The following is a 14640-nucleotide window of genomic DNA, read 5'->3' as shown; positions in this document are numbered from 1 at the left end:
GCGACAAATTTGCCATTCGAGTCCTGACGGCAACACCCCAACATATCGAGTCCGGCAAAGCGAGCGTGACTCCAGATGATGTGGAGGACTCGTTTCGTTCCGCTCTAAATGTGGAGAGTGGGCAGAAGGCTGCGGCAAAATGGCCGCTTGACCTTGGGACTCGCCTGACTCACCCTGTGGATAACTTCAGGGGACAATACACGACATGGGCGAAGTACTCGAAATCACCAGGCCGAAGACGCGCGCGAAGAAGCGGCTGGCCGTAAAGCTGGAAGATCTGCCGCTGGGCCAGATCCTGCCCGGCGATTGCATAGAGGCGATGCGCAGCCTGCCCGATGCCAGTGTGGACGCCGTTTTCGCCGATCCGCCCTACAACCTCCAGCTCGGCGGCGATCTGAACCGGCCCGATGGCAGCCATGTGGATGCCGTCACCGATCATTGGGACCAGTTCGACAGTTTCGCCATCTATGACCAGTTCACCCGCGACTGGCTGACCGAGGCGCGGCGCGTGCTGAAGCCCGACGGGTCGCTGTGGGTCATCGGCAGTTACCACAATATCTTCCGCGTGGGCGCGATCCTGCAGGATCTGGGCTTCTGGATTCTCAACGACATCGTCTGGCGCAAGAGCAACCCGATGCCCAATTTCCGGGGCACGCGCTTCACCAATGCGCATGAAACGCTGATCTGGGCCAGCCAGGGCGAGAAGGCGAAATATCACTTCAATTACCGCGCGATGAAGACGCTGAATGACGAATTGCAGATGCGCAGCGACTGGGTGATCCCGATCTGCGCCGGGCAGGAACGGCTGAAACAGGATGATGGCCACAAGGCCCATCCGACGCAGAAGCCGGAAGCGCTGCTTTATCGCGTCTTGCTCGCCACGACCGAGGCGGGGGACGTGGTGCTGGACCCGTTCTTCGGCACGGGCACGACCGGCGCGGTGGCGAAACGCCTCGGCCGCCACTGGATCGGCTGCGAGCGGGAGAAGGCCTATCGCGATGTCGCGATGAAGCGGATCGACAAGGAACTGCCGCTGGATGAAAGCGCGCTGAAAACCATGCAGAGCCGCAAGAGTGCGCCGCGCGTGGCCTTTGGCGCGCTGGTGGAAGCGGGCTTCCTGAAACCCGGCACGGAACTGTTCGACAAGAAACGCCGGTGGTGCGCCACCGTGCGGGCCGACGGGTCCATTTCATGCGGCAAGCAGAGCGGATCGATCCACGGCGTGGGCAAGGATCTGCAGGAAGCGCCAAGCTGTAATGGCTGGACCTTCTGGCATCTCGAACATGAGGGCAAGATCGAACCGCTGGACACATTGCGGCAGCTCTATCTGCTCGCCGTGGAAGATTGAGGGCCGATATCTGTCCTACGCCGGGCGATGGGTGTAGGCGCGCCCGATGCACCCCGCCATGCCACCCCTTTCGATCGCGATTTGCGGGTGGCTTGCGCGGGGCGTGAATTCTTCCCCAGAACAGTGTTCCAACTGTTCCAGAGAGGTGGGACATGCCTGACCAAGTCTATATCCAGCCGCTGACATTCGCCCCCGCGCCGCAAATGGTGGATGGGGATGCGATCCGCCTTGCCGGCGGCATGGTCTATGCGCGCGAATTCGCGGTCATGCTGCGGCGGGATGGCGAACTGGTGCAGCGGCAAGTGGTAACGGCTTCCGGCATCCTGCGGGCTTTTGAAAACCTGCCCGGCGATCTGGCGGCAGCGGCGGAGGCGCAATGGGCAAATCTGCGCAAGGTCCACGAACCGCTGCAACTCGGCGAACGGACGATCCGGCTGGACCAGCCGCAGATCATGGGCATTCTCAACGTCACGCCCGACAGTTTTTCCGACGGCGGCAAGTTTCTCGATAATCCGGAAGAGGCGCAGGGCCATGCCGCCGCCATGCTGGAAGCCGGCGCGGCCATTGTCGATATTGGCGGTGAAAGCACACGGCCGGGAGCGGCCGCCGTGTGGGAGGGGGACGAGATAAAGCGCGTTGTCCCTGCAGTGGAATATTGCGCTTCCATGGGCGCGGCGATCAGCGTCGATACACGCCGTCCGGCCGTGATGGAGGCGGCGCTGGAAGCAGGCGCGCATATCATCAATGACGTATCGGCGTTGCGGCACGATGTGCGCAGCGTGGAATTCGCGGCGGCCAGCGGCAAGCCGGTGATCCTGATGCATGCTCCGGGGCAGGGGGATGACCTCCATGCCGACGGCAGTTATCGCAATGTCGTGCTGGACGTGTTCGACTGGCTGCGCCTCGCGCGGGATCGGGCAGTGGAGGGTGGAATTCCGGCGGAACGGATCATCCTTGATCCCGGCCTGGGTTTCGGCAAGTCCATGGCTGAAAACCTGCTGCTGATGAATGCGTTGCCGTTGTTCCACGCGCTGGGCCAGCCATTGCTGCTGGGTGTCAGCCGCAAACGGATGATCGGCGCCCTGTCCAACGAAGCGCCGGCCCACCGGCGGCTGGGCGGTTCAGTGGCGCTGGCGCTTGCCGGGATGGATGCCGGATGCCAGCTGCTGCGCGTGCATGATGTGTTTGAAACCGTGCAGGCGCGCAATGTCTGGCGCGGCCTGCGGGACTCCGCCTTGACGGATTTTTCGGCTGCAATCGACTGACTGCCCGCCGTTCAGTGGCTTAGCTTGGACACACGCAGGCCGCTGACCACGGCGGTAATCGCCTTGGATGCACGGCCAAGACCGGGACCGGCCTGCCGCATCAGCATCAATGTCCGCCCGGAAACAGGGACGAAGCGATATTCGGTCGGCCTGCCGTTTTCTTCCGTATTATAGGCGAAACCCACCTGGCCGGCGATTTCCGTCGAACCAAGCTGTTCTTCGCCGAACCCGTTTTGGGCAAAACTGTCTCGATAATCGGTGATCGGGCGTTCCAGCATGGCCAGGGCCAGGCCCGCTTCATCCGCCACGTTGCATTCCTGATCCTTCGTGGAATCGCCGTAGCGGCACGCGATCTTGCCGAGCATGTCGGCCCGTTCGGTCGGGATCAGCTTGATGGCCCAGACACGGGTCTTGTAATCGGGAGGAATGGGCAGTTCCACCTCGGCCCGGGTCAGGCGGCTATCATCGAAACTGTAACTTACCGGGCCGATCGTGCCGTAGCCCGTTTCTTCTTCCACTGACGGATCGGGAAGGGAAATGTCCCCGAAATCCTCAGGCGGCACATCCTCTGTGCCGCTGCCACCGCATCCGGCAATTACAAGTCCCAGGGAAAGGGGGAGGAGAAGACCAATCCGTAACATGGTCAACACCAAGCGAGTAAGCTGCCCAGAGGTTCCAGCGTAATCGTTTCCCTGCGCCTATGTGGCACAGATCCCACAGTCGCGCTCGCGGATATCGTCATCGGGCGCACCTCACACCAAATCGCCGCCAATTTCGCAACCCCTGCGGGCGGGCGATCATGCGTGAGGTGTCAGGCCGCGTTGTCGATACCCAGGTCACTTAACTTGCGGTAAAGCGTTGATCTGCCGATGCCCAGGCGGCGGGCAACCTCGGTCATGCGGCCCCGGTAATGGCCGATGGCAAGGCGGATCACATCGGCTTCGATCTCTTCCAGCGGGCGGAGATTGCCGTCATTGGTATAGATCTGCACCCCGCCGCTTTCATGGCGTGGCTGCTGGCCTTCTTCCATGTCGCCCACGATTTCGCGCAATTGCGGGAAATCCTCGGTGGTCAGGGCATTGCCATCGCAGAAGACCGCAGCGCGAAACAGCACGGCCTGCAACTGGCGGACATTGCCCGGCCATTCGAAGGCGGCGAGCAGGTTCAGCGCACCGTCGGTAATGCCCAGTTCACGCAGGCCCGGCTGTTCGCCGATCCGGGCAAGGAAATGCCGGGTCAGCGCCGGTATATCGCCCACCCGGTTGCGCAGCGGGGGCAGGGTGATGGAAGTGGCCGCCAGCAGATCCAGCAATTCCTGCCGGAAATGGCCGGTCGTCACGAGATCCGCCAACGGCAGATTGCTGGCCGCGATGATGCGGACATCGATCTTGAAGCTGTGCTTCGCGCCGATCGGGCGGACCTGATGCGTGGACAGGCATTCTGTCAGACGGTCCTGCAGGTCGAGCGAAAGACGATCCACCTCGTCAATCACCAGCGTCCCGCCGTCGCAATTCTGCAAGGCGCCCACCTGGCGATCGAACGCACCGGCAAAGGCACCCTTTTCGTGGCCGAACAGGACCGATTCCAGGCTGTTGGCCGGAACCCCGGCAATATTGATCATGCGAAATGCCGTCTTGGCGCGCGGGGATGCGCCGTGCATCGCGCGCACCAGCATTTCCTTGCCCGTGCCGCTTTCGCCTTCAATCAGCACGCAACCATGGCCGCGCGCCGCCTTGGCCGCCTTGGCCAGCGCATCGCGGAAGGGGGAGGCCGTGCCCACCATCGCATCGAAATCGAGCACGGCGGGCATTTTTTCGGTCAGCGGCGTCAGTTCGTCCTGCGGCGCTTCGCGCGTTGTCGCATTGCGCAGCGCCTGCATCAGCCGGTCCGGGGCGATGGGCTTGACCAGGTAATCGGTTGCGCCGGCCCGCATCGCTTCCACCGCGAGCAGCGGCGATGTGCTGGTGGTCAGCATCAATATGGGCAGGGCCGGGCGGCGGGATTTCAGTTCCTCGATCAGCGAGGCGGCCTGGTCGCCCGGCACCCATTGATCCAGAATGATGGCCGATAATTGCATGCCCTGGCGCGTGCCCAGCGTGGCAATCGCCGTTTCCGAATCCTTGATTACCAGCGTGCGCCAGCCTTCCCGCGCGGCAAGCGCGGTGATCAGCCGGCTCTGTGCCGGCTCATCGTCAATCAGCATCAACAGTCGTTGCTCGGGCTCGGCCATTTATCCCCTACCTTCAGGCCTAATGGAGAAGCCCCCGATTAGAGCAGACCGGTAAAGACCACCTTAAGCAGGCTTGAGCGGTTCGCTTTGGGAAGATAGAGCGGTATCGAAACAATTACATTGCAAGGAACACACGCATGGCGGCGAATGATATCAAGTCTGCCGAGAAGACCTATGAAGGCTTTGTCGGCATGGTCAAATGGTCCACCGTGGCTGTCGCACTCATCGTTGCGCTAGTGATCTATCTGATCACCTGACCGCAAGGTGACGGGGGGATGAGGATAGCGGTATTGAAAGAGCGCGCGGCGGGTGAACGCCGCGTTGCCGCGACACCGGAAACGGTCAGGAAATTCATCGGACTGGGTGCCGATCTTGCCGTGGAATCCGGGGCCGGGGAAAACGCCGCTATTCCCGATTCGGCATATGCCGATGCCGGTGCGCAGATCGGCACAGCCCCTCAAGTGGTGAAGGATGCCGACATCGTGCTCGGCATCCAGGCGCCCGATCCCGCCATTTTGCAGGGCGCCCGGAAGGGGGCCTTTGTTGCGGCGCTGTTCGATCCGTTCGGCAATGCGGACCTGGTCCAGGCATATGCCGAGGGCGGTTTTGAAGCGCTTTCGATGGAGTTCATGCCGCGCATCACCCGGGCGCAGAGCATGGATGTGTTGTCCAGCCAGTCCAACCTTGCCGGTTACAAGGCGGTCCTTGCCGCCGCGGACACTTACGGCCGCGCCTTTCCGATGATGATGACGGCGGCCGGCACAGTATCTGCCGCAAAGGCCTTCATCATGGGGGTAGGCGTCGCCGGATTGCAGGCGATTGCCACGGCGCGGCGTCTCGGCGCGCAGGTTTCTGCCACCGATGTTCGCAGCGCCACGAAGGAACAGATCCAGTCGCTGGGCGCAAAACCGATCTTCGTGGAAAATGTCGCGGGGATCGAAGGCGAAGGCAGCGGCGGCTATGCCACTGAAATGAGCGAGGAATATCAGAAGGCGCAGGCCGAACTGGTTTCCAGCCACATTGCCAGGCAGGATATCGTCATCACCACTGCGCTGATCCCGGGCCGCGCCGCGCCCCGCCTGATCAGCGATGCGCAGATTGCCACCATGCGCCCGGGCAGCGTGATCTTCGATCTCGCCGTGGCGCAGGGCGGCAATGTCGAAGGCTCCGTGCCGGATGAAATCGTGGTCAGACACGGCGTGACCATCATGGGCTATTCCAACACGCCCAGCCATCTGGCGGCAGACGCATCGGCGCTGTTTTCCCGCAACCTGTTCAATTTCCTGTCCGCCTTCTGGGACAAGGAACAGGGCAGGCCCTTGCTGGACGAGGAAATCGGCAATGCCGTGCGGCTCACACAGGACGGCGCGATCGTGAATGACCGGCTGAAGGGATAGGTCATGGATTTCATCAGCATCCTGTCGATCTTCGTCCTGGCCTGCTTCGTCGGTTACTATGTCGTCTGGTCTGTCACCCCGGCACTTCACACGCCGCTGATGGCGGTGACCAATGCGATCAGTTCGGTGATTATCGTGGGCGCGCTGATCGCCGCGGCGGCTGCCGGTGTGCCGGGCGCCAAATGGCTGGGCCTTGCCGGTGTCGTGCTGGCCAGCATCAATATCTTCGGCGGATTCGCGGTCACTGCGCGCATGTTGGCGATGTACAAGAAGAAGGAGCGCAAGTGATGGCGCTGTCCTTCCTCGCTGCCGGTGCAGCAGCTGCCGAACATGCGGTGAATCCGTGGGTTGCGCTGGCCTATCTGGTCAGCGGCGTGCTGTTCATCCTCGCCCTGCGCGGCCTGTCTTCCCCGGCAACAAGCCGGGCGGGCAATCGGTTCGGCATGATCGGAATGCTGATCGCCGTGGTGACGACGCTGGTCACGCATATTCCAACGAACGATTTATTTCCGGCCTCGGGGCTACCAGCTTACGATACGTCGGTTCTCGATTTCGCGACTATAGGCGAAATCCTCGCCGCCATCGCAATCGGCGCGGTGATCGGCCTGACCATCGCCCGCCGCATCGCGATGACGGCGATGCCGCAACTGGTCGCCGCCTTCCATTCGCTTGTCGGTCTTGCCGCGGTTCTCGTCGCGGCGGCAGCTTTCCTCAATCCGGGGGCGTTCGATATTCTCGGCGCCGGGGGCGATATCCTTCCGGTCAGTCGGGTGGAAATGATGCTTGGCGCGGCGATTGGCGCGATCACATTCTCCGGCTCCGTCATCGCTTTCGCCAAGCTCAACGGCAATATGTCCGGCTCCCCGATCCTGCTGCCGGGACGCCATCTGATCAATCTGGGCACGCTGGCGGCCATCCTGATCCTGACGGCAATCTATGCGCTCTCCGGCGATGCAGGTCCGGGGGAAGGATGGATCTTCTGGATCGTGGTCGCGCTGGCCTTTGCAATTGGTTTCCTGCTGATCATCCCGATCGGCGGGGCGGACATGCCGGTTGTCGTGTCCATGCTGAATTCCTATTCCGGCTGGGCGGCAGCGGCGATGGGGTTCACGCTGCATAATTCGGCGATGATCATCACTGGCGCGCTGGTCGGTTCTTCTGGCGCCATTCTCAGCTACATCATGTGCCGCGCGATGAATCGCAGCTTCATTTCCGTGATTGCCGGCGGTTTTGGCGCCGATGCTGCGGCTGGCGGTGGGGAGGCGAAGGAACAGCGGCCCTACAAGCAGGGCAGTGCAGAAGATGCGGCCTTCATGCTGAAACAGGCGGAAAAGGTCATCATCATTCCCGGCTATGGCATGGCCGTGGCACAGGCGCAGCACGCGCTGCGCGAAATGTCCGATCTGCTCAAGGAACATGGCGTCAGCGTCAAATATGCCATCCACCCGGTCGCCGGCCGGATGCCTGGCCATATGAACGTGCTGCTGGCCGAAGCGAATGTCCCCTATGATGACGTGTTCGAGCTGGAAGATATCAATTCCGAATTCTCCCAGGCGGATGTCGCCTTCATCATCGGCGCGAATGACGTGGTCAATCCAGCCGCCAAGAATGATAAATCCAGCCCGATCTACGGGATGCCCGTGTTCGACGTGGACAAGGCAAAGACCATCATGTTCATCAAGCGCAGCATGGGCGGGGTGGGCTATGCCGGCGTCGATAATGACGTGTTCTATATGGACCAGACCATGATGTTGCTGTCCGACGCCAAGAAGATGGTCGAGGAAATCAACAAGTCGATCACGGACTAGCGGAACGCTGGCGGCACGGCCGCGGGAGACCGGAAATATGGCCAGTTTTATCGAAGCCCAGCGGGGCTGGAACCTGCATTATCTGGACCGGAAAACCGGCCTGCCATTCGATGGCGATTATCGTCCGGATCCGATCATTGCCTGGAAAATCAGCGAGAACCCGGAAACCGTCAGCGAGCCGGTGATCGTGGGGCAGCTGGCCGAATATGACTATGTTTGCATCTCTCCCGAAGGGCATGTCATCCATCCGCAGATCGCGGTATTCACGGATATATCAGCGTTTCGCCGGTATATATTGCGAAAGCGCGAGACGGCAGGAAACGGAGAATAGGGTTTGCGCAAGCTGGGGCTTATCGGGGGCATGAGCTGGGTTTCGACCCGGACTTATTACGAACATATCAATCAGATAATCCAGCAACGCACGGACCGGCACACTAGCGCGCCCCTGTTGATAGAGAGCCTGGATTTCTCGAAATTATGGGGGTTGAGGGACGATGCCGACTGGGATCGCGCCGCCGCCATACTGATTGATTCCGCCCAGCGGCTGGAAAGGGCCGGTGCCGAAGCGATCATCATCGGCGCCAATTCCATGCACCGCGTTTATGACCGGGTGGTGGAAAGCGTTTCCGTGCCGATCCTGAATATTGCGGATTGCGTGGGCGAACGCATGGCCAGGGACAAGGTGAAGACGGCGGCCGTCCTGGGCACCAGCAATGTGATGACGGAAAGCTTCTATCGCCGCCGCCTGGTGGCGCATGGGGTCGATCTGCTGCCGCCGGACATCGGCAATGCCGAAGCGCTTGACGAGATTATCTATGGTCAGCTGATCGTGGGCAAGCCCACGCGCGATGCGGAACGGGCGCTGAAAACCATGATCACCGTGCTGGAGCAGGAAGGGGCGGAAGCCATCGTGCTTGCCTGTACGGAACTGGAAATGGTCGTGGATGTCGATGCCAATGTCCTGCCCATCTATGACAGCACGCGCATTCATGCCGAAAAGGCGGCAGACTGGATCTTGCAGGCCGATTGAAGGTGCGAAAGGCCGGAATTTCCGGCTGTTCCGTTAGTGTTCTCGTTGTAAAATCAGGGACCGGGGCTTAGCGAGCGGACAATGTCTCGCGCCCCCTTTGCCGCCGATCCTGCCGCCTCGCGTGGCCGCGAATTTACCGAGCAGCATGATGGAGTTCGCGGACCGCGCAGCGAATTTCAGCGTGACCGGGACCGGATCATCCATTCCATCGCCTTTCGCCGGCTGGCTGGGAAGACACAGGTATTCGTCGCGCCGGATGGCGACCATTTCCGCGTTCGCCTGACCCACAGCCTGGAAGTGGCGCAGATCGGCCGTGTGGCCGCGCGGGCGCTCGGCCTGGACGAGGACCTGGCGGAGGCATTGTGTCTTGCCCACGATATCGGCCACCCGCCCTTCGGCCATGCCGGGGAAAATGCGCTGGACGCGGCGCTGCAGGGGCAGGGCGGTTATGATCATAACGAACATTGCCTGCGCGTGCTGATGCGGCTGGACAGCCCCTATTGCCCGTATCCCGGCCTCAATCTGACATGGGAAGTGCTGGAAGGGCTGGCCAAGCATAACGGCCCGGTCACTGCCCCCGGCTGGGCGCTGAGCGCGCTCGATGCCGATTTTCCGCTGGAGCTGGACCAGTGGCCATCGCTGGAAGCGCAGGTGGCGGCGCTGGCGGACGATATTGCCTATGACAATCACGATATCGATGACGGGCTGCGTTCCGGTTTCCTGCAACTGGATGACCTGCTGACGCTGGATTTCGTGGCCGATCAATGGCGTGCCATAGAGAAACGTTTTCCCGGCCAGCCACGAGAGGCATTGCTGCGAGAGCTCGTTCGCGGTCAAATCGGACTCATGGTTAACGACCTGATCGAAAATACGCGCAGGAATGTGAGCGGGATCTCCTCGCTGGAGGAAATTCGCGCAGCCGGCCGTGCGCTGGCGGTCTTTTCGCCAGAGATGGCCGTGCTGGAACGCCGCCTGAAGACCTTTCTTTACGAACGGCTCTATTACCACCCCGAACAGAAGGCGACGGCAGAACGGGCGCATTCGGTTATCGCCCGGCTTTATGCCACCTATCACGATGATCCCGCGCTGCTTTCTTCCGGCTGGCGTGAACGCCTGCCGGAACAGGAGCCTGCGCGCAGCCGCCATATCGCCGATTTCATCGCGGGCATGACGGATCATTATGCGATGGAATGCTATCGCAGGATCTTTGGCCAGGTTCCTGATGGATTGACCAATGTCTAGGCCCCGGCGCGTCCTTCTGGTGGGCGCGACAGGCCTTGTCGGCCGCCTGGCGATCGAGGCGGCGATGAATGTGCCGGATGTGCACCTGATCGCGCTCAGCCGTCGGATCGTGCCGCTGCCCAAAGGGGCGAAGATGGAAATGCTCGTGGCCGATGTGACCGGCTGGGGCGAGATGATCGCGGGCGTGCGGCCGGAGACGGTGATCTGCGCATTGGGCAGCACATGGCGGAAATCCGGCGGGGACGAGGCGCGCTTCCGCGCTGTCGACAAGGATCTCGTCGGCGCGGTGGCGCAAACCGCGCGCAAGGCCGGGGCCAGCAATTTCGTGCTGGTTTCCTCTGCCGGGGCGGATCGGCTTTCCAGGCGATTCTATCTGCGCGTGAAGGGGGAGGCGGAGGCGCTGGTCGATCAATTCATGTTCGACCGTTATGATATCCTGCGCCCCGGCCTCCTGCGTGGGGAGCGGGGGGCGGATCGGCGGATGCTGGAAAGGCTGGGTGTTGGGGTGAGCGGAATTACGGACCTGTTCCTGCAGGGCAAGAACCGGCAATATCGATCCATCGACGCCCGCGCGGTGGCGCAGGCGGCGCTGAAATGCACCCAGATGCGTGCGCCCGGCCGTTTCATTCACGATAATGACGCGATGCTCCGCCTTGCCCGGCAGCTGGAGCAGGGCCGATGAAGCGATCCGCCCCGGCCGCCTTGCGCAATCGCGGGCCGATTGCCGATATACTGGCCGAAGAATTGCCCGCGCGTGGCCGTGTGCTGGAAGTGGCCAGCGGTACGGGCGAACATGCCATATTTCTGGCGGAGCGATTTCCCGGCCTGGAATGGCAGCCGAGCGATCCTGATGCGGAGGCGCTGAGTTCCATCGAGGCGTGGCGGGTGGAAACCGGCCTCGTCAATCTGCATCCCCCGCTGACGATTGACGCGGCAAGTGAGGATTGGCCGATTGACCGGGCCGTTGCGATGCTGTGCATCAACATGATCCATATCAGCCCGCCCGCGGCGACTATCGGCCTGATGCGGGCGGCCGGAAAATTGCTGCCCGAAGGTGCACCGCTGATACTCTACGGGCCGTATATCGAAGACGATGTGGAGACGGTGCAGTCCAATCTCGATTTCGACGCGAGCCTGAAACAGCGCAATCCGCAGTGGGGGCTGCGCAATATCAAATGGGTGGATGGATTGGCGGCGGAAAACGGGCTGGCGAGAACGCGGCGTGTCGCCATGCCAGCCAATAATTTGCTGCTGATTTATCGCCGCGGCGCCTAGCGCAAAGGAAAGTGCCCGCCGGAGCAAGTCCGACGGGCACCCTGCGACCCTGCAGGTGCAGCTCGTCAGATTGCGCGGTCGCCCGCCTCGCCAACGGATTCGATATCCTGGCCGGCGCCCTTGACCGTGTTGCAAGCGCTGGCGCCCAGAGTGAGCGCGGCCAGGCCCAAAGCTAGTGTAATCTTTCGTAACATGATGATTTCCTTCGCTTCAGCCGAATGGATATTACGAAGGGTCAACTGTCGTGGACGGTCTGGGTTCCCTGCTGGGCAATTTTTGCCCTTTTTCCCCGGCGGGCGAGCAGATGTTCGCGCCATGCAATCACGATACCTGCGGCAACGATCAGCGGCGCGCCGATCCATGTGCTGGCCGGCGGAAGCATGTCGAACAGCATCCAGCCGTAAAGCGTTGCCCAAAACAGGGCCGAATAATCCATGACGATCACGCTGGCGACCGCACCGAAACGCAAGGCGGCGGTCAGCAGCAATTGCCCGATCGATCCGAAGACGCCGATTGCCAGCAGCAGCAGCCATTCAAAACCGCTATGCGGCGTATAAGTGAAGGGCAGGGCGATCGCCGCGACAGGCGTGGAAATTGCGGCAAACCAGAACACGATGGTAATCGGCTTTTCCGTCCTGTTCAGATCCGCGATCTGGATGGAGATCAGCGCGATCATGAAGGCGCCGCCCAGTGCCACCATCGCGCCCAATATCGGGATATGGCCGCTACCCGGCTGGGTGATCAGCAATATGCCAGCGAAGCCGCAGGCCACGGCGGACCAGCGCCAGATGCCGACCTGTTCCTTCAGCAGTAATGTGGAAAGGATCACCGCGAAGATCGGCACGGAAAAATTGATCGTCGTCGCCTCTGCCAGTGGCAGAAGGATCACCGCGCCGAAATTGAGGATCATGCCGACCAGACCGTAAAGCGCGCGCGCGGCATGAGTCCCTGGCCGGCGCGTGCTCAATGTGGCCAGCCCACTGGTCGCCAGAACCCAGATCAGCAGGATCGGGATGGTGACGAATTGCCGCCAGAAAATGATCTCCGGCAATTGGATCCCGCGCGCGGATGCCAGCTTGATCAGGGCCGACATGGTGGAAAGCGCGGCAATGGCCCCCAGGCGGATCAGCAGTGCCAGAAGCGGGCGATGGCCGGTATTGGCTTCCATAAGGATGCAATAGGACGCTTCACGGACCGATCAAGCGTTGCCGTATGCGGGGCGGCGAACCATATGCACGCCCCGTGGAAGAACCCGATTTCCTGATTTTCGCCAGCGACGCCACTCTCGCCGCCCTGTGGGCGGGCGCCTTGCTGCTGCTGGCGCTGGTTGCCCTGCTGGCGGAACGCCGCCGGCTCAGGCGCCAGCGGATTGATGCCGTGGGTTGTATGCCATGGACGGCGATTTTCCTGACGGCGGCCTTTGCGGCGACCGTCCTTCTCACGCTTGCGCTGAAGGGCTGGATCGCCGGCTAGGGCCGTGATCCGCGCTGGTTAGAGGCAGGCTTCCAGATAGGCCTGATCGAAACCGAACTGCCGGGCCTTTTCCAGCGTGTAGGGGCGCAGGCCCGAACTGCGGAATTCGCCCAGGATCTTTCCATCCTCGGTCTCGTCCAGATATTCGAAATTGAACAATTCCTGCGTCACGATCACGTCGCCTTCCATCCCGATCACTTCGGTGATGTTGGTTGTCCGGCGCGAACCGTCGCGCAGGCGCTTCACCTGCACGATAAGATCCACCGATTCCGCGATCTGGCGGGAAATGGCTTCCTTCGGGATCTTGATGTCGCCCATCAGGATCATGTTTTCCATACGGCCAAGGCATTCACGCGGGCTGTTGGCGTGCAGCGTACACATGGACCCGTCATGGCCCGTATTCATGGCGGCCAGCAGGTCGAAACATTCCGCGCCGCGAATTTCGCCCAGGATAATCCGGTCCGGCCGCATACGCAGGGCGTTCTTCACCAGGTCGCCAATGGTGATGGCGCCCTGTCCCTCAAGGTTCGGCGGGCGCGTTTCCAGCGGCAGCCAGTGCGGCTGTTGCAGGCGCAGTTCGGCCGCATCCTCGATGGTGAGCACGCGTTCGCCCGGATCGATCATCTTCGACAGGGCATTCAGCATCGTCGTTTTGCCCGAGCCGGTACCGCCGGAGATCACGATATTCATGCGGCAGGCGCCGGCAATCTTCAGCGCGGTCGCCATCTTGTCACTCATCGAGCCGAAACCCTTGAGCATGTCGATGGTGATCGGTTTTTCGGAGAATTTACGAATGGAAATGGCCGTGCCGCGCAGCGACAGCGGCGGCACGATCACGTTGACGCGGCTGCCGTCCTTCAGGCGGGCGTCGGCCAGTGGCGTCGTCTGGTCGACGCGGCGGCCAACCTGGTTCACGATGCGCTGCGCGATCTGGAAAAGATGCTGTTCGTCGCGGAACTTGATCGGGGCAAGCTGCAACTTACCCTTCTTTTCAATATAGGTCTGGTCCGGACCGTTGACCATGATGTCGGACACGTCCGGATCGCCCAGCAATTCTTCCAGTGGCCCGAAGCCGAGCAATTCGTCGATCAGCACCTTTTCCAGCGCGAATTGTTCGCGCCGGTTCAGCGTGACCTTCAGCTCGGTCAGCACTTCCATGATGATCGGGCGGAATTCCTCGGACAGTTCTTCCTTGGAAAGCGTGGCGGCCGCTTCGGGATCGACCCGTTCCAGCAGGCGCGGCAGCACCTGTTCCTTGATCTTGTGCACGCTGGCTTCGAAACCGCCAATTTCGGCCGGACCTTCATTGATCGCATTGGCGCGATCGGCCAGGCGGGCCATGGCATCGGAGTTGGGCGCTTTGGTCGCGGAAGGTGTCTCGCTCGGCCGGTTGCCTTCCGGCACTGGCGGGAATTGTTCGCCGCCCTGGGACGCGGATTCGCCGGACCCCGAAGGTCCGCCCTTCATGGGCCGCGCAACGCCAAAACTCGGACGTGCGCCTGGCTTCATGCCTGCCACACCGTTCTTGCGTCCGAAAGCGCTCATGTTCCCCCAGTCCTCCAATGCGTACTG

17 protein-coding genes are annotated in these 14640 nt (G+C 61.7%); 12 read left to right on the top strand and 5 right to left on the bottom strand.

Translation table 11 applies throughout. From position 1 onward, the window contains the following. Positions 1–205 precede the first annotated feature (205 nt). Both WYH_RS04805 and folP read left to right on the top strand, forming a co-directional pair. On the top strand, positions 206–1348 hold the full coding sequence (locus WYH_RS04805; protein ID WP_046902935.1) for a site-specific DNA-methyltransferase: 1143 nt from the start codon (positions 206–208) through the stop codon (positions 1346–1348). A 152-nt stretch (positions 1349–1500) separates the two neighbouring features. Next, a complete protein-coding gene (folP, locus tag WYH_RS04800) occupies positions 1501–2613 on the top strand; it encodes a dihydropteroate synthase (protein ID WP_046902934.1) in 1113 nt (370 codons plus the stop codon). A gap of 11 nt (positions 2614–2624) precedes the next feature. On the opposite strand, the gene WYH_RS04795 is transcribed toward folP, so the two are convergent. Then, positions 2625–3254, bottom strand: a complete 630-nt coding sequence (locus WYH_RS04795) for a hypothetical protein (RefSeq protein WP_156320067.1) — start codon at positions 3252–3254, stop codon at positions 2625–2627. 170 nt (positions 3255–3424) lie between these two features. Beyond that, positions 3425–4843: a sigma-54-dependent transcriptional regulator gene (locus tag WYH_RS04790; protein WP_046902932.1), complete on the bottom strand. Its 1419-nt coding sequence runs from the start codon at positions 4841–4843 to the stop codon at positions 3425–3427. 137 nt (positions 4844–4980) lie between these two features. On the opposite strand from WYH_RS04790, the gene WYH_RS04785 reads away from it, so the two are divergent. The 9 genes from WYH_RS04785 (at position 4981) to WYH_RS04745 (ending at position 11595) form a co-directional block, all read left to right on the top strand. Beyond that, a complete protein-coding gene (locus WYH_RS04785) occupies positions 4981–5100 on the top strand; it encodes an aa3-type cytochrome c oxidase subunit IV (protein ID WP_046902931.1) in 120 nt (39 codons plus the stop codon). Between the two features lie 18 nt (positions 5101–5118). Beyond that, a complete protein-coding gene (locus WYH_RS04780; RefSeq protein ID WP_046902930.1) occupies positions 5119–6240 on the top strand; it encodes an NAD(P) transhydrogenase subunit alpha in 1122 nt (373 codons plus the stop codon). A gap of 3 nt (positions 6241–6243) precedes the next feature. Further along, positions 6244–6528: an NAD(P) transhydrogenase subunit alpha part 2 gene (locus tag WYH_RS04775; protein ID WP_046902929.1), complete on the top strand. Its 285-nt coding sequence runs from the start codon at positions 6244–6246 to the stop codon at positions 6526–6528. Further along, positions 6528–8048: an NAD(P)(+) transhydrogenase (Re/Si-specific) subunit beta gene (locus WYH_RS04770; RefSeq protein WP_046902928.1), complete on the top strand. Its 1521-nt coding sequence runs from the start codon at positions 6528–6530 to the stop codon at positions 8046–8048. Before WYH_RS04775 ends, WYH_RS04770 begins: the two co-directional genes overlap by 1 nt. 37 nt (positions 8049–8085) lie before the next feature. Further along, positions 8086–8379 carry a hypothetical protein gene (locus tag WYH_RS04765; protein ID WP_046902927.1) on the top strand — a complete coding sequence of 98 codons (294 nt, stop codon included), beginning with the start codon at positions 8086–8088 and terminating at the stop codon, positions 8377–8379. A 3-nt stretch (positions 8380–8382) separates the two neighbouring features. After that, on the top strand, positions 8383–9078 hold the full coding sequence (locus WYH_RS04760) for an aspartate/glutamate racemase family protein (protein ID WP_046902926.1): 696 nt from the start codon (positions 8383–8385) through the stop codon (positions 9076–9078). A gap of 81 nt (positions 9079–9159) precedes the next feature. Further along, the gene (locus WYH_RS04755) at positions 9160–10320 is read left to right on the top strand and encodes a deoxyguanosinetriphosphate triphosphohydrolase (RefSeq protein ID WP_046902925.1); all 1161 of its coding nucleotides are present in this window, start codon (positions 9160–9162) and stop codon (positions 10318–10320) included. After that, positions 10313–11002: an NAD(P)H-binding protein gene (locus tag WYH_RS04750; RefSeq protein ID WP_046902924.1), complete on the top strand. Its 690-nt coding sequence runs from the start codon at positions 10313–10315 to the stop codon at positions 11000–11002. Before WYH_RS04755 ends, WYH_RS04750 begins: the two co-directional genes overlap by 8 nt. After that, on the top strand, positions 10999–11595 hold the full coding sequence (locus WYH_RS04745; RefSeq protein WP_046902923.1) for a DUF938 domain-containing protein: 597 nt from the start codon (positions 10999–11001) through the stop codon (positions 11593–11595). The genes WYH_RS04750 and WYH_RS04745 overlap by 4 nt, the downstream gene beginning before the upstream one ends. A 65-nt stretch (positions 11596–11660) precedes the next feature. Here the strand turns inward: WYH_RS04745 and WYH_RS04740 are convergent, their stop codons facing one another. Next, the gene (locus WYH_RS04740; protein ID WP_046904818.1) at positions 11661–11789 is read right to left on the bottom strand and encodes an entericidin A/B family lipoprotein; all 129 of its coding nucleotides are present in this window, start codon (positions 11787–11789) and stop codon (positions 11661–11663) included. Positions 11790–11830: 41 nt separating this feature from the next. Next, positions 11831–12763, bottom strand: coding sequence for a DMT family transporter (locus tag WYH_RS04735; protein WP_046902922.1), 933 nt, complete (start codon positions 12761–12763; stop codon positions 11831–11833). A 74-nt stretch (positions 12764–12837) separates the two neighbouring features. Between WYH_RS04735 and WYH_RS04730 the strand changes: the two genes are divergently transcribed. Then, positions 12838–13068, top strand: coding sequence for a hypothetical protein (locus WYH_RS04730; protein WP_235980010.1), 231 nt, complete (start codon positions 12838–12840; stop codon positions 13066–13068). Between the two features lie 18 nt (positions 13069–13086). Here the strand turns inward: WYH_RS04730 and WYH_RS04725 are convergent, their stop codons facing one another. After that, positions 13087–14613, bottom strand: a complete 1527-nt coding sequence (locus tag WYH_RS04725; RefSeq protein ID WP_179945432.1) for a TadA family conjugal transfer-associated ATPase — start codon at positions 14611–14613, stop codon at positions 13087–13089. Positions 14614–14640 lie beyond the last annotated feature (27 nt).

The organism is Croceibacterium atlanticum (assembly GCF_001008165.2).
GTDB lineage: Bacteria > Pseudomonadota > Alphaproteobacteria > Sphingomonadales > Sphingomonadaceae > Croceibacterium_C > Croceibacterium_C atlanticum.
Note: the sequence above shows the minus strand (reverse complement) of the source record. Positions and strands in the feature narration are given on the sequence as shown.

What these genes read in the sequence shown, in the direction of transcription:
- folP (WP_046902934.1), top strand. Translation starts at nt 1,501, where the DNA reads ATGCCTGACCAAGTCTATATCCAGCCGCTGACATTCGCCCCCGCGCCG.
- WYH_RS04770 (WP_046902928.1), top strand. Translation starts at nt 6,528, where the DNA reads ATGGCGCTGTCCTTCCTCGCTGCCGGTGCAGCAGCTGCCGAACATGCG.
- WYH_RS04755 (WP_046902925.1), top strand. Translation starts at nt 9,160, where the DNA reads ATGTCTCGCGCCCCCTTTGCCGCCGATCCTGCCGCCTCGCGTGGCCGC.
- WYH_RS04765 (WP_046902927.1), top strand. Translation starts at nt 8,086, where the DNA reads ATGGCCAGTTTTATCGAAGCCCAGCGGGGCTGGAACCTGCATTATCTG.
- WYH_RS04790 (WP_046902932.1), bottom strand. Translation starts at nt 4,843, where the DNA reads ATGGCCGAGCCCGAGCAACGACTGTTGATGCTGATTGACGATGAGCCG.
- WYH_RS04745 (WP_046902923.1), top strand. Translation starts at nt 10,999, where the DNA reads ATGAAGCGATCCGCCCCGGCCGCCTTGCGCAATCGCGGGCCGATTGCC.
- WYH_RS04775 (WP_046902929.1), top strand. Translation starts at nt 6,244, where the DNA reads ATGGATTTCATCAGCATCCTGTCGATCTTCGTCCTGGCCTGCTTCGTC.
- WYH_RS04750 (WP_046902924.1), top strand. Translation starts at nt 10,313, where the DNA reads ATGTCTAGGCCCCGGCGCGTCCTTCTGGTGGGCGCGACAGGCCTTGTC.
- WYH_RS04780 (WP_046902930.1), top strand. Translation starts at nt 5,119, where the DNA reads ATGAGGATAGCGGTATTGAAAGAGCGCGCGGCGGGTGAACGCCGCGTT.
- WYH_RS04805 (WP_046902935.1), top strand. Translation starts at nt 206, where the DNA reads ATGGGCGAAGTACTCGAAATCACCAGGCCGAAGACGCGCGCGAAGAAG.
- WYH_RS04725 (WP_179945432.1), bottom strand. Translation starts at nt 14,613, where the DNA reads ATGAGCGCTTTCGGACGCAAGAACGGTGTGGCAGGCATGAAGCCAGGC.
- WYH_RS04740 (WP_046904818.1), bottom strand. Translation starts at nt 11,789, where the DNA reads ATGTTACGAAAGATTACACTAGCTTTGGGCCTGGCCGCGCTCACTCTG.
- WYH_RS04795 (WP_156320067.1), bottom strand. Translation starts at nt 3,254, where the DNA reads ATGTTACGGATTGGTCTTCTCCTCCCCCTTTCCCTGGGACTTGTAATT.
- WYH_RS04735 (WP_046902922.1), bottom strand. Translation starts at nt 12,763, where the DNA reads ATGGAAGCCAATACCGGCCATCGCCCGCTTCTGGCACTGCTGATCCGC.
- WYH_RS04785 (WP_046902931.1), top strand. Translation starts at nt 4,981, where the DNA reads ATGGCGGCGAATGATATCAAGTCTGCCGAGAAGACCTATGAAGGCTTT.